The 13,255-nt window shown below is 65.0% G+C and carries 11 protein-coding genes; 9 read left to right on the forward strand and 2 right to left on the reverse strand.

Going from position 1 to position 13,255, the window contains the following annotated elements; all coding sequences use genetic code 11:
• Window positions 1–45 precede the first annotated feature (45 nt).
• The 9 genes from hutI (at window position 46) to WA950_RS16480 (ending at window position 10,154) form a co-directional block, all read left to right on the forward strand.
• Window positions 46–1,272: an imidazolonepropionase gene (hutI, locus tag WA950_RS16440; RefSeq protein WP_424552791.1), complete on the forward strand. Its 1,227-nt coding sequence runs from the start codon at window positions 46–48 to the stop codon at window positions 1,270–1,272.
• 42 nt (window positions 1,273–1,314) lie between these two features.
• Window positions 1,315–2,850, forward strand: a complete 1,536-nt coding sequence (hutH, locus tag WA950_RS16445; protein WP_424552792.1) for a histidine ammonia-lyase — start codon at window positions 1,315–1,317, stop codon at window positions 2,848–2,850.
• A gap of 1 nt (window position 2,851) precedes the next feature.
• A complete protein-coding gene (gene hutG, locus WA950_RS16450; RefSeq protein ID WP_424552793.1) occupies window positions 2,852–3,652 on the forward strand; it encodes an N-formylglutamate deformylase in 801 nt (266 codons plus the stop codon).
• Window positions 3,653–3,668: 16 nt separating this feature from the next.
• Entirely contained in the window at window positions 3,669–5,345 is a 1,677-nt protein-coding gene (gene hutU, locus WA950_RS16455; RefSeq protein ID WP_424552794.1) for a urocanate hydratase, read from the forward strand.
• Window position 5,346: 1 nt separating this feature from the next.
• The gene (locus WA950_RS16460) at window positions 5,347–5,922 is read left to right on the forward strand and encodes a HutD family protein (RefSeq protein ID WP_424552795.1); all 576 of its coding nucleotides are present in this window, start codon (window positions 5,347–5,349) and stop codon (window positions 5,920–5,922) included.
• A gap of 72 nt (window positions 5,923–5,994) precedes the next feature.
• Window positions 5,995–6,981: an aldo/keto reductase gene (locus WA950_RS16465; RefSeq protein ID WP_424552796.1), complete on the forward strand. Its 987-nt coding sequence runs from the start codon at window positions 5,995–5,997 to the stop codon at window positions 6,979–6,981.
• A 114-nt stretch (window positions 6,982–7,095) separates the two neighbouring features.
• Complete coding sequence (locus WA950_RS16470) at window positions 7,096–7,872, forward strand: transporter substrate-binding domain-containing protein (RefSeq protein ID WP_424552797.1); 777 nt, start codon at window positions 7,096–7,098, stop codon at window positions 7,870–7,872.
• Between the two features lie 121 nt (window positions 7,873–7,993).
• The gene (locus tag WA950_RS16475; protein WP_424552798.1) at window positions 7,994–8,950 is read left to right on the forward strand and encodes a LysR family transcriptional regulator; all 957 of its coding nucleotides are present in this window, start codon (window positions 7,994–7,996) and stop codon (window positions 8,948–8,950) included.
• A gap of 79 nt (window positions 8,951–9,029) precedes the next feature.
• The gene (locus tag WA950_RS16480) at window positions 9,030–10,154 is read left to right on the forward strand and encodes an NAD(P)/FAD-dependent oxidoreductase (RefSeq protein ID WP_424552799.1); all 1,125 of its coding nucleotides are present in this window, start codon (window positions 9,030–9,032) and stop codon (window positions 10,152–10,154) included.
• A gap of 36 nt (window positions 10,155–10,190) precedes the next feature.
• Here the strand turns inward: WA950_RS16480 and secD are convergent, their stop codons facing one another.
• Window positions 10,191–12,728, reverse strand: coding sequence for a protein translocase subunit SecD (gene secD / locus WA950_RS16485; RefSeq protein ID WP_424552800.1), 2,538 nt, complete (start codon window positions 12,726–12,728; stop codon window positions 10,191–10,193).
• Window positions 12,729–12,836: 108 nt separating this feature from the next.
• Window positions 12,837–13,253 (reverse strand): hypothetical protein, encoded by a 417-nt coding sequence (locus tag WA950_RS16490; protein WP_424552801.1) that lies wholly within the window; start codon window positions 13,251–13,253, stop codon window positions 12,837–12,839.
• Between the last annotated feature and the right edge of the window lie 2 nt (window positions 13,254–13,255).

A 13,255-nucleotide genomic window follows, 5' to 3' on the forward strand; every position in this document is an offset into this window, starting at 1 on the left:
GTTATTATGTATATACATTAATCCGATCACAGGGAAGAGGCAATCATGGTGATGGGAACGGAAAAGGACACGGTCCGCGTCTGGCGCAATGCGCGACTGGCAACGCTCGACGAAAGCCTGCCCGGCCTGGGCATCGTCGAAAACGGCGCGATTGCCGTGCGTGACGGCCGCATCGCCTTTGTCGGCCCGCAGGACGCGCTACCGTCGGAATTCTCCGCCGTGGAAGCCGTCGATTGCCAGGGCCGATGGATGACGCCGGGCCTCATCGACTGCCATACCCATCTCGTGCATGCCGGCGACCGCGCCCATGAATTCGAGCTTCGCCTTGCCGGCGCTTCCTATGAGGAGATCGCGCGGGCGGGCGGCGGCATCGTTTCCTCGGTCAAGGCGCTGCGGGCGGCAAGCGAGGACGATCTCGTGCGCCAGACCCTGCCCCGCCTCGACGCACTGATCGCCGAGGGCGTGACGACGGTCGAGCTGAAATCCGGCTACGGGCTGGACACCGAAAACGAGCTGAAATCGCTGCGCGCCGCCCGGCGCATTGCCGAGGAACGCGACGTCACCGTGCGCACCACCTTCCTCGGGGCCCATGCGCTGCCCCCGGAAATGAACGGCGACAAGGCGGCCTATATCGAGAAGGTGGTGGAGGAAATGCTGCCGGCCATCGCGGCCGAAGGACTTGCCGATGCCGTCGACGGGTTCTGCGAGGGCATCGCCTTCTCGCCGGAGGAAATGGCGAAGGTCTTTGATGCCGCGAAGGCGCACGGCCTGCCGGTCAAGCTGCATGCCGACCAGCTCTCCAATCTGCACGGGGCGGAACTTGCCGCCCGCTACGGCGCGCTATCGGCCGACCACCTCGAATATACCGACGATGCGGGCGCGGCCGCCATGGCGAAGGCCGGCACCGTCGCGGTCATCCTGCCTGGGGCCTTCTATTTCATCCGCGAGACGAAGAAGCCACCGGTCGAGCTTTTCCGCAAGCACGGCGTCCGGATGGCGATCGCCACCGATTCCAATCCCGGTACCTCACCGCTCACCTCGCTCCTCCTCACCATGAACATGGCCGCAACGCTCTTCGGCATGACCGTCGAGGAATGCATCGCCGGCACGACCCGCGAAGCGGCCCGCGCGCTCGGCCTCGTCGACGAGGTGGGAACGCTCGAAACGGGAAAATGGGCCGATTTAGTCCTCTGGGACATCGGCCGGCCGGCGGAACTGGTCTACCGCATGGGCTTCAACCCCATGCATGCCCGTATCCGCAGCGGACAGTAATTCGATCAAGCCGCAGCCCTGCGCTGCACCGGGGAATGAACCATGACCATCACACTTCGTCCGGGCTCCGTGCCCCTCAAGACCCTTGAAACCATCTACTGGACCGGCGAGGCCACCAGGCTGGATGCATCCTTCGATGCCGGCATCGAGAGGGCCGCCGCGCGCATCGCCGAAATCGCCAGCGGCGACGAACCGGTCTACGGCATCAATACCGGCTTCGGCAAACTTGCCTCCATCAAGATCGCCCCTGCCGATGTGGCGACGCTCCAGCGCAACCTGATCCTGTCGCATTGCTGCGGTGTCGGCAAACCGCTTTCGGAGAACATCGTGCGCCTCATCATGGCGCTGAAGCTGGTCTCGCTCGGCCGCGGCGCGTCCGGAGTGCGCATCGAGATCGTCCGCCTTCTCGAAGCCATGCAGGCGAAGGGCGTCATCCCCGTCATCCCGGAACAGGGTTCCGTCGGTGCTTCGGGCGATCTTGCGCCCCTCGCCCACATGACGGCCGTGATGATCGGCGAAGGCGAGGCCGTTTACGCCGGCGAGCGCCTTCCGGGCGGCAAGGCGCTGGAAAAGGCCGGCCTGAAGCCGGTCGTGCTGGCCGCCAAGGAAGGCCTTGCGCTCATCAACGGCACGCAGGTTTCCACCGCGCTGGCGCTCGCCGGCCTTTTCCGCGCGCATCGCGCGGCGCAGGCAGCCCTTGTCACCGGCGCGCTCTCCACCGATGCCGCCATGGGCTCTTCCGCGCCGTTCCACCCGGATATCCACACGCTGCGCGGCCACAAGGGCCAGATCGACGCCGCAGCAGCTCTCCGTGCTCTGCTTGCCGGCTCGGTCATACGGGAAAGCCACATCACCGGTGACGAGCGCGTGCAGGACCCCTATTGCATCCGCTGCCAGCCGCAGGTCGACGGCGCATGCCTCGACCTCCTGCGCTCGGCCGCCCGCACGCTCGAGATTGAAGCCAATGCCGTCACCGACAACCCGCTCGTCCTTTCGGACAACAGCGTCGTTTCCGGCGGCAATTTCCATGCCGAGCCCGTCGCCTTCGCCGCCGACCAGATCGCCATCGCGACCTGCGAGATCGGCGCCATCGCCCAGCGGCGCATCGCGCTTCTGGTCGATCCCGCGCTCTCCTTCGGCCTCCCGGCTTTCCTCGCAAGGAAGCCCGGGCTCAATTCCGGCCTGATGATCGCGGAAGTCACCTCCGCCGCCCTGATGAGCGAGAACAAGCAGATGGCGCATCCGGCCTCGGTCGATTCGACGCCGACCTCCGCCAACCAGGAAGACCACGTTTCCATGGCCTGCCACGGCGCGCGCCGCCTCCTGCGCATGACGGAAAACCTCTCCGCCATCATCGGCATCGAGGCGGTGACCGCCGCGCAGGGCATCGATTTCCGCGCGCCGCTCACCACCAGTCCGGAACTGCAGAAGGTCGTTGCGGCGCTGCGTACCGTCGTGGCGACCCTGGACGAGGATCGCTACATGGCCCCGGACCTTGTGAGCGCCGCCACATTCGTTTCCTCCGGCGCACTGGCTGCGTCGATTTCCAAGGGCATCCTGCCCGTGCTGGAGGCGTAACGTGGCCGTCTTCGAGACCCGCCAGGGCACCTCGCCCGTCATTCTCGCCTTCCCGCATACCGGCACGGACCTTCCGGCCGATATCCGCGATCGCCTGAACGACAACGGCCGCATCCTTGCGGATACGGACTGGCACATCGAGCGCCTCTATGCCGGCCTGCTGCCGCAAGCGACCACGGTGCGCGCCACCTTCCACCGCTATGTCATCGACGCCAACCGGGATCCGGCCGGCGTCAGCCTCTATCCCGGCCAGAACACGACCGGCCTCGTGCCCGAAACGGATTTCGACGGCAAGCCGATCTGGAAGGACGGCGAAGCGCCGACCGAAGCGGACATCGCCCACCGGCTCGCCAGTTTCCATGCGCCCTATCATGCGGCCCTTGCCGCCGAGATCGAGCGCGTCAAGGCAATCCATGGCGTGGCGATCCTCTACGACTGCCACTCGATCCGCTCGCTGATCCCCTTCCTGTTCGAGGGACGGCTGCCGGATTTCAACATCGGCACCGACATGGGTCGCACCTGCGATAAGGCAATCGAGGCCGCGACGTTCGAGGTCTGCGCCAAGGCAGAGGGCTATACGAGCATCCTCAACGGCCGCTTCAAGGGCGGCTGGACGACGCGCCACTACGGCAAGCCGGAGGCAGGCGTGCACGCCATCCAGATGGAACTTGCGCAGGCAAGCCATCTCGCCACGGAAGCGCCGCCCTTCGCCTATGACGAGGAAAAGGCCGCACGGCTCCGCATTCCCCTCACAGACATTCTGCACCGTATCGAGGCGCTCGCCTCCACCCTGAAACGCTGATCCGGGAGAACCAGCCATGACCGACAATCCCCGCCACAACATTCGCGAGATCCGCGCTGCCCGCGGCACCGAGCGCACCGCCAAAAGCTGGATGACCGAAGCGCCGCTGCGCATGCTGATGAACAATCTCGACCCGGACGTCGCGGAAAACCCGCATGAACTGGTCGTCTACGGCGGCATCGGCCGCGCCGCCCGCACCTGGGCCGATTTCGACAAGATCGTCGCCTCGCTGCGCGATCTGGAGGAAAACGAGACGCTGATCGTGCAGTCCGGCAAGCCGGTCGGCATCTTCCGCACCCACAAGGATGCGCCGCGCGTGCTGATCGCCAACTCCAACCTCGTGCCGCACTGGGCCACGTGGGACCATTTCAACGAGCTGGATAAGAAGGGCCTTGCCATGTACGGCCAGATGACGGCCGGCTCGTGGATCTATATCGGCAGCCAGGGCATCGTGCAGGGCACCTACGAAACATTCGTGGAAGCCGGCCGCCAGCATTATGGCGGCAACCTCAAGGGCAAGTGGGTGCTGACCGGCGGCCTCGGGGGCATGGGCGGCGCCCAGCCGCTCGCCGCCGTCATGGCCGGCGCCTCCTGCCTTGCCGTCGAATGCAACCCGGATTCCATCGATTTCCGCCTGCGCACCCGCTACATCGACGAAAAGGCTGAAACCCTCGACGAAGCGATGGCGATGATCGATCGCTGGACGAAGGCCGGTGAAGCCAAGTCCGTGGGCCTGCTCGGCAACGCCGCGGAAATCCTGCCGGAAATGGTCCGGCGCGGCATCCGTCCCGACATGGTTACCGACCAGACCTCTGCGCACGACCCGATCAACGGCTATCTGCCGAAGGGCTGGACGATGGCGCAGTGGAAGGCAACGCGCGAAAGCGACCCGAAGGCCGTGGAAAAGGCCGCCCGCGCCTCAATGCGCGAGCATGTCGAGGCCATGATCGCCTTCCAGGACATGGGCATTCCGACCTTCGACTACGGCAACAACATCCGTCAGGTCGCCAAGGACGAAGGTCTCGAAAACGCCTTCGCCTTCCCCGGTTTCGTGCCGGCCTATATCCGTCCGCTGTTCTGCAAGGGCATCGGTCCGTTCCGCTGGGCCGCTCTGTCGGGCGATCCGGAGGACATCTACAAGACCGACGCCAAGGTGAAGGAGCTGCTGCCCGACAACAAGCACCTGCACAATTGGTTGGATATGGCGCGCGAGCGCATTTCCTTCCAGGGCCTGCCGGCGCGTATCTGCTGGGTCGGCCTCGGCGATCGTCATCGCCTCGGTCTCGCCTTCAACGAAATGGTGAAGAACGGCGAGCTGAAGGCCCCGATCGTCATCGGCCGCGACCATCTCGATTCGGGTTCCGTCGCCTCGCCGAACCGCGAGACGGAATCCATGAAGGACGGCTCGGACGCCGTGTCCGACTGGCCGCTGCTCAATGCCCTGCTCAACACCGCCTCGGGCGCCACCTGGGTCTCGCTGCACCATGGCGGCGGCGTCGGCATGGGCTTCTCGCAGCATTCGGGCGTCGTCATCTGCTGCGACGGCTCGGACGAGGCTGCCGAACGCGTCGGCCGCGTGCTCTGGAACGACCCGGCGACGGGCGTCATGCGCCATGCCGATGCCGGCTACGACATCGCCATCGAATGCGCCCGCGAAAAGGGCCTGCGCCTGCCCGGCATTCTCGGGAACTGAGATGCAGCTGCTCCGCAACAGCGACCATCGCCGCATGCCGTGGAAGAACGGCGGCGGCGAGACGGTCGAGGTGATTATCCATCCGCAAGGCGCAGGCCTTGCGGATTTCGGCTGGCGCGTCAGCATGGCAACGGTGGCGAGCGACGGACCGTTCTCCGTCTTTCCCGGGATCGACCGCACGCTGGCTGTCCTTACCGGCGACGGCATGGAACTGACCATCGAGGGGCTTGGCGACAGGTTGCTGACACCGCGCTCGACGCCCCTCGCCTTCCCGGCCGATGCCGCCACCACGGCGCGGCTGACGGGCGGGCCGATCACCGATCTCAACGTGATGACGCGGCGCGGATCTTTCGGGCATCGGCTCGTTCGCCATGAGGTGACGGATGCGCGGCCTTTGCCTGCATCTTCCGGCGAACGCCTGCTGCTGGCGCTCGATCCGCTCGGCGTTTCGACGCCCGACGGCCTTATCGGCCTCCAGCCGCTCGACGCCCTCGTGCTGGCCGGCTCCGATACGGTGGACGTGCTGCCGGTGGGAGAACGCGCCGCGTTCTATCTCGTCGAAATCATGCTGGCCTGATCGCCGTTCCTTGTCCGCTCCCCGGCGGAGTGCTACCTCCCGGCACAAGCATTTTTGTCGGGAGGATTTTTCATGAGACATCGCAAATTCGGCCGTACCGGTTTCACCACTACGGATATCGGCTTCGGCGCCTGGCAGATTGGCGGCGCCTGGGGCGATGTCAGCGAAGCGGACGGCCGCGCCGCCCTTCACGCCGCACTCGATGCCGGCATGACCTTCATCGACACTGCCGACGTCTATGGTGACGGCCGCTCGGAAAAGATCATCGCCGATGTGCTGAAGGAACGCGGCGGCCAGCGCCCGATGGTGGCGACCAAGGCCGGCCGGCGTCTGTCGCCCCATGTCGCGGACGGCTACAACAAGGAAAATCTCGAAGGTTTCATCGACCGGAGCCTGAAGAATCTCGGCATCGAGCGCCTCGACCTTGTACAGCTCCACTGCCCGCCGACGGACGTCTACTATCGCCCCGAGGTCTTCCAGGCGCTGGAGGAGATCAAGGCGGCCGGCAAGATCGCCAATTACGGCGTGAGCGTCGAAAAGGTCGAGGAAGCGCTGAAGGCGATCGAATATCCGGGCGTCGTCAGCGTGCAGATCATCTACAACATGTTCCGCCAGCGCCCGGCGCAGCTCTTCTTCAAGGAAGCCGCCCGCCGCCATGTCGCGGTCATCGCCCGCGTGCCGCTGGCAAGCGGCCTGCTGTCCGGCAAGATCACGCGCGACACCGCCTTTGCCGCCGACGATCACCGCAATTTCAACCGCAACGGCGACGCCTTCGATGTGGGAGAAACCTTTGCGGGCGTGCCCTTCGAAACCGGCCTCCAGGCCGTCGAGGAAATCCGCGCGCTGGCGCCGGCGGGGGCAACCATGGCGGCGTTCGCGCTGCGCTGGATCCTGATGACGGAGGCCGTCAGCGTCGTCATCCCCGGCGCGCGCAATGGCGAACAGGCAAAGGCCAATGCCGCCGCCGCAAGCCTGCCAGCCATTGCCGAAGATGTGATGGAGGCGACACGCGAAGTCTATTACCGCCTCGTCGCGCCACACGTCCATCAGCGCTGGTAGGCCGGCAAGCGCATAAACGGGATTGATAGCGAACATCATGGCTATCTATTTCGTTTATGCGTGCGCGCGCGCTACCGTTCCCCGATCGGTCACAATCACAACAGGGGAACGACCATGAAGAAAACGCTGCTTGCACTGGCTCTCGCAGGCTCCACCCTCCTTTGCGCGCAGGCTTCCGCCGAGACGCTGAAAGTCGGCACCGAGGGCGCCTACCCGCCCTTCAATTTCCAGGACTCGGCCGGCAAGCTCGGCGGCTTCGACGTCGAGATCGGCCTTGCGCTTTGCGAGAAGATGAAGGTCGAATGCGAGGTCGTCGCACAGGATTGGGACGGCATCATTCCCGGCCTCGTCGCCAAGAAATACGACATGATCATCGCCTCGATGTTCATCACCGAGGAGCGCAAGAAGCAGGTCAACTTCACGGACCCCTACTATCTCGCCGCCATGACGCATGCCGCCGCGAAGGGTGCGGGCATCACCGACTTCACCAATGAAGGCATGAAGGGCAAGACGATCGGCGCCCAGTCCGGCACCACCCAGGCCGATTACGCAGCCGCCGTCTATCCCGATGCCGATATCAAGCTCTACCCGACGCAGGACGAAGTGAACCTCGACATGGCAAACGGCCGTCTCGACCTGCAGGTCGGCGACATGATCCCGCTGCTCGACTGGGTCACCAAGAACGACGACGGCAAGGCCTGCTGCGAACTGATCGGCGAACCGATCACCGATCCGAAGTTCGTCGGCGAAGGCGTCGGCATCGCGGTGCGCCAGGAAGACAACGACCTGCGCGAGAAGCTGAACGCCGCCCTGAAAGCCATCCGCGAGGACGGCACCTACCAGAAGATCAACGATAAATACTTCTCCATCGACATCTACACGATGAAGTAAGGCGTTTGGGGGCGGCTTCGGCCGCCCTTTTTTTTCTACGGCCCTGTCTGCCCGGGTGCATTCTTGACAGCTGCCCTCCAGAGGCCCTTGCCTTCCCCCGCGCCGCCGTCCTAGCTACAGCATGCCGATCAATCGTCTCGAACGCTTCGCGCACAATCTCGACTGGAACCTCCTGCGCACCTTCGTGGTGGTGGTGGAGGAAGGCAGCATCACGCGGGCGGCAAACCGCCTGCTGCTGCAGCAGCCGGCCGTCAGCATGGCGCTGAAGCGGCTGGAGCAATCGGTCGGCCACCGGCTGATCGATCGCAGCCCCGGCCGTTTCGAGCTGACGGAATCCGGCGAACGCCTGCATGCGCTCTGCCGCGACATCTTCACCTCCATCGTGCGCCTGCCCGAGGCCATGGAAACCTCCGGAGAGGATATTTCCGGCCACATCACCATCCATACCGTCAGCCATGCCATGAACCCGGCCTGGGATCGGGCGCTTGCCGATTTCTTCCGCCTGCATCCGCGCGTCACCGTGAATGTCAGCGTCGAGACGACGACAGACGTCATCCGCTCGGTGGAGCGCGGCGTGGCGACGCTCGGCCTTTCGGACGGCATCATTCCCGAGGGTCTGGAGAAGACGCCATTCTGCTATGAGCGCTACGCGCTCTATTGCGGGCGCGGCCATCGGCTGTTCGGTGCGCCCGATGCCCGGCCGCAGGACCTGCGCGGCGAACCCTATGTCAGTTTCCTGGCCGACGTGCTCGGCGGGCCGCATATGGGACCGGTGACGGCGGTGCGCGCCGTCGGCTCGTTCGGCCAGCAGGTGCGCGCGCTCGCCTTCAATGTGGAGGAGGTGCTGCGCCTCGTCGTCGCCAATGCCGGGATCGGCATGATTCCGGTTCACCTGACTGCCGCAGCCCTTGCGGCCGGTGAGCTCTGGCAATTGCCGCCTTATGACGTGCTGCCGATGACGGAAACCTTCCGCATCACCAACCCCGGCTCGGCGCTCAACCCGGCAGAACGCGCGTTCCTCGCCCATATCGTCGATGTGCCACCCTGGCGCTGGGGCGAACAACATCAATCCGGCTGATATCCACCTTCATCCCTATAAATTTGAAGAATGTCGGCCGTTTGCCTAGGTCTGGGTCAAACGACCGACGGAGGCACCAATGCAGAGTTTCGACATCGCGATCATCGGCGGCGGCATTGCCGGCCTTTCGCTCGCCTATTTCCTCAGCCCCCACCGTTCCGTCGTCGTGCTCGAGAGGGAAAATGCGCTCGGCTACCACAGCACGGGCCGCTCAGCGGCAGAGTTCACCCTTCGCGACAACCCGCCGCTGGTAAATGCGCTCGCCCGCGCCAGCCATGCCTTCATGACGTCGCCGCCTGCGGATTTCGCGGCCGTGCCGCTTCTCATCCAGCGTGGCAGCATCATTTTCGGCGCGCAGGAAAAGACAGCTTTGGTGCAGCGCCGCTTCGAAGAGGCAAAGGCCCTCGGCATCGCCGTGGAGTGGCTCGACGAAGCCGCCATGCTTGCCCGCGCGCCCATGCTGAGCCCGACCTATGCCGCTGCGGCCTATTTCGACCCCGACTACTGGGACATCGAGGTGGATGCCCTGCTGCAAGCCTATGCCCGCCACGCCCGGCACCACGGCGCGCGCATTCTCGAAAATCGCCAGCTCACCGGCGCCCGGCGCGTTGCGGAAAAATGGTTGATCGAGACAAACGAGGAGACGATTGCCGCCAGCGTTCTGGTGAATGCCGCCGGCGGCTGGGCGGATACGGTCGCGGAGCTTTCCGGCGTCAAACCGATGAACATCGTGCCGCACAGGCGCACGGCCATTACCGTCGACCTGCCGGAAGGCATCGACGCCGGCCGCCTGCCGGAGATGAACGAGATCGAGGATACGTTCTATTTCAAGCCGGAGGGCGGCCGCCTGCTCGCCTCTCCCGCCGACGAGACACCTTGCGAGCCGGCCGACGTGCAGCCGGAGGAACTCGATATCGCCTATGCCGCCCACTACATCGAGGAGGCGACGACGCTCAGCGTGCGCCGCGTCTTCAAGAGCTGGGCTGGAATGCGCAGCTTTGCACCGGATCGCCTGCCCGTCATCGGTGCCGCGAAGGACGAGCCGGGATTCTTCTGGCTTGCCGGCCAGGGCGGCTACGGCATCCTCACCTCGCCCGCCCTCGGCAGCCTCGCGTCCGCGCTTCTGACCGGCGAACCGGTGCCGGAGCCGCTGGCCCGTGAAGGCATAGAGTTCGGGACATTCAGTCCCCATCGCTTCTCCTGAAACGAAACGGGCGCCTCAAGGGCGCCCGTTCTGTTTTCAAGCTTCCGCAGTTGGCGGGGTTGCCGACCCGGCGGCACGCGCCGTGTCGCGATCCTTCCACCAGCGGCTGAGGAACAGCAGGATCGGACCGCCGATATAGATCGACGAGGTCGTTGCGACGACAACGCCGAAAAGCATCGGCCAGGCGAAGGGCTTGACCGTATCGCCACCCCAGATCGCCATCGGCAGCAGCGAGGCTGCGACGGCGACCGAGGTGAAGATGCATCGCATGATCACCTGGTTGATCGACAGGTCGATGAGATCGGAGAACGGCATGGACTTGTACTTGCGCAAGTTCTCGCGCATGCGGTCGTACACCACCACCTTGTCGTTGACCGAGTACCCGATCAGCGTCAGCACGGCGGCGATGGCCGTCAGGTTGAAGTCGATCTGCATCAGCGAGAAGAAGCCGATCATCTTGGTGATGTCGAGCAGCAGCGTCACGATGGCGCCCACGGCAAAGTGCCATTCGAAGCGCCACCAGATGTAGATCAGGATCGCCAGCATGCCGAGGCCGACGGCAAGGAAGCCGGAACGCGCCAGTTCTCCGCTGACCGTCGGGCCGACGACTTCCGTCCGCTCGAAGCTGGCATCCGGGATCACTTCAGCAACCCCGTCACGGATCTGCTGGAGCGCTGCGGTCTGCACCTCTTCGCCGCCCGGCTGGCGCTGGACGCGAACGAGGACGGACGTGCCCTGACCGAATTCCTGCAGCGCCACCTCTCCGAGGTTGAGACCCTCCATCTTCTCGCGCAGCGGCGCCAGATCGATCGGCGTCTTGGACGTCGCCTCGACCTGGATGCCGCCGACGAAGTCGATGCCGTAGTTGAGGCCCGGCGTGAAGAACAGGATGACAGAGCTGATCGAGATGAAGGCCGACATGGCGATCGCGATATAGCGGCCGCGCATGAAGGAGAAGGTCGGAATGGCCCAGACCTGCCCGAAGATCGAATGGATGTCGATCTTCTTCATCTTGCGGCGCATCACCGTCTCGCGCATCAGGAAGCGCACGAAGGTGATCGAGGTGAACATCGAGATCGCAAGACCGATGATCATGGTGATCGCGAAGCCGCGCACCGGACCCGAGCCGAACATGAAGAGCAGGATCATGCCGACCATGGTCGTCATGTTGCCGTCGACGATGGTGGCATAGGCCTTGTTGAAGCCGACATCGAGCGCCTTCATCGCCCCCGCGCCCGCCGCCGTCTCTTCACGGATACGGGCGTTGATCAGGATGTTGGCGTCCACCGCCATGCCGATGCCGAGGATGATACCGGCAATACCGGGCAAGGTGAGCGTGGAGCCGAGAAGGCCGAGCGTGCCGATCGTCAGAACCGTGTGCAGCACGAGGCCGAGGTTGGCGATAAGGCCCCAGGAGCCGTAGAGCACCTGCATCAGGACGACGACGGCGATCAGGCCGGCAAAGCCGGTATAGAGGCCCATGCGGATCGAGTCGGAACCGAGGTTCGGGCCGACCGTGCGTTCCTCGATGATGGTGAGCGGGGCCGGCAGAGCGCCCGAACGCAACAGCGCCGAAAGAACGGTCGCTTCCTGCGGGTTGAAGTTGCCCGAAATCTGGCCCTGGCCGCCGATGATCGGCTCGCGAATGACGGGCGCGGTCAGCACCTTGCCGTCGAGAACGATGGCGAAGGGCTTGCCGACATTGGCCTGGGTGATTTCAGCGAACTGGCGGGCACCGGTGGAATCGAAGCTGAACGAGACGATCGGTTCGTTCGTGCGCTGGTCGAAACCGGCCTTGGCATCGGCCAGACGGTCACCGGAAATGGCGACGCGCTCTTCCACGGCATACTTGCCCGGATCGTTGGCGCCCGGCAGGATCATCACGCCGCGCGGGGCGACGCCGTTCGGATCCACGGTCTGGTCGACCATGTGGAAGCTCATCTGCGCGGTCGAACCAAGCAGCTGGCGCAGGCGCGTCGGGTCCTGCAGGCCCGGCAACTGGACGAGGATGCGGTCGCCGCCGACACGCTGGATGAGCGGCTCGGCAACGCCGACCTGGTCGACGCGGCGACGGATGATTTCAAGGCTCTGCTCGACGGCAGCCGACATGCGCTCGTTGATACCGGCTTCCGTCAGCGTGACGTTGATCGCCAGCCCATCGGTCGAGATTTCGATGTCGGAAGAGCCGGCACCGAAGCCGAGCGTCGTTGTCGGCGTGGCGAGCTTGCGCACTTCCGGCAACACCTTGTCGAGTGCAGCCTGATCGGGCAGCGTCACGGTCAGCGTCGTGCCGGCAAGGCGAGCCGCCGAAGCGCGCTGGCCCGCCGTGCGCAGGATGGCGCGCGTATCGTTGAGCAGCGCATCCATGCGCGCCTTGCGCAGCGCCGCGGAATCGACCTCGAGCACGAGATGCGAGCCGCCCTTCAGGTCGAGACCGAGGGTGACGGGGTTGGCGGGCAGGAGATGCCCGTATTTGGCCTGTTGTTCGGCCGTCAGCATGTTCGGCACGGCCGCAAGCACCCCGAAAAGGATGATGATGGCGGTGGCAAACAGTGCCCATTTGGAGGTTTTCATGGGGGTGTTCCACTTCAACTGCCGGAAAGCGCGCCACGATGGGTCGACGCCGTCCGCTGGGATCGAAATTTCAATCGAATGGCGCGGCGTCAACGACGCCACAGGGCCTCAGGCGGCAAAAGCCGGAGGCGCGCGGCTGCGGAACGCGGCATTGCCGGAGAGAGCCGGCGCAACGTCGTCAGCAGCGACAAAGGCCTCGGACGAGGCGATTTCAAAGGGATAGAGCACCGGGCCGGCGCCCGGCAGGAACGCCTTGCCGGCGGCTTCACCGTCCGGCAAGCCGGTCTTCGCCTTGGCGACCCGCCGCTCCGCATGACCGTTCGCCGGAAACCAGAATTCGTCGCCGGCGTTGGAAAGCGGCGACGGTGCGACGCCGCCCTCAGCGGCGGTACGCTGCGGATGGCCGGGATTTGCGGTATTTTCAGGCAGCGAGAACTGCGAGAGGAACAGCGTGAAGAGCAGCACGAGGAAGCCGACGGGTGCAAAACCCCGCTCCCACATGGTCGCCTCTTTCCCGGTCCTCATTG

Source organism: Shinella sp., assembly GCF_049651085.1.
Lineage (GTDB): Bacteria > Pseudomonadota > Alphaproteobacteria > Rhizobiales > Rhizobiaceae > Shinella.

What these genes read in the sequence shown, in the direction of transcription:
- WA950_RS16490 (WP_424552801.1), bottom strand. Translation starts at nt 13,253, where the DNA reads ATGAGGACCGGGAAAGAGGCGACCATGTGGGAGCGGGGTTTTGCACCC.
- hutU (WP_424552794.1), top strand. Translation starts at nt 3,669, where the DNA reads ATGACCGACAATCCCCGCCACAACATTCGCGAGATCCGCGCTGCCCGC.
- hutH (WP_424552792.1), top strand. Translation starts at nt 1,315, where the DNA reads ATGACCATCACACTTCGTCCGGGCTCCGTGCCCCTCAAGACCCTTGAA.
- WA950_RS16475 (WP_424552798.1), top strand. Translation starts at nt 7,994, where the DNA reads ATGCCGATCAATCGTCTCGAACGCTTCGCGCACAATCTCGACTGGAAC.
- WA950_RS16460 (WP_424552795.1), top strand. Translation starts at nt 5,347, where the DNA reads ATGCAGCTGCTCCGCAACAGCGACCATCGCCGCATGCCGTGGAAGAAC.
- WA950_RS16480 (WP_424552799.1), top strand. Translation starts at nt 9,030, where the DNA reads ATGCAGAGTTTCGACATCGCGATCATCGGCGGCGGCATTGCCGGCCTT.
- WA950_RS16465 (WP_424552796.1), top strand. Translation starts at nt 5,995, where the DNA reads ATGAGACATCGCAAATTCGGCCGTACCGGTTTCACCACTACGGATATC.
- secD (WP_424552800.1), bottom strand. Translation starts at nt 12,728, where the DNA reads ATGAAAACCTCCAAATGGGCACTGTTTGCCACCGCCATCATCATCCTT.
- WA950_RS16470 (WP_424552797.1), top strand. Translation starts at nt 7,096, where the DNA reads ATGAAGAAAACGCTGCTTGCACTGGCTCTCGCAGGCTCCACCCTCCTT.
- hutI (WP_424552791.1), top strand. Translation starts at nt 46, where the DNA reads ATGGTGATGGGAACGGAAAAGGACACGGTCCGCGTCTGGCGCAATGCG.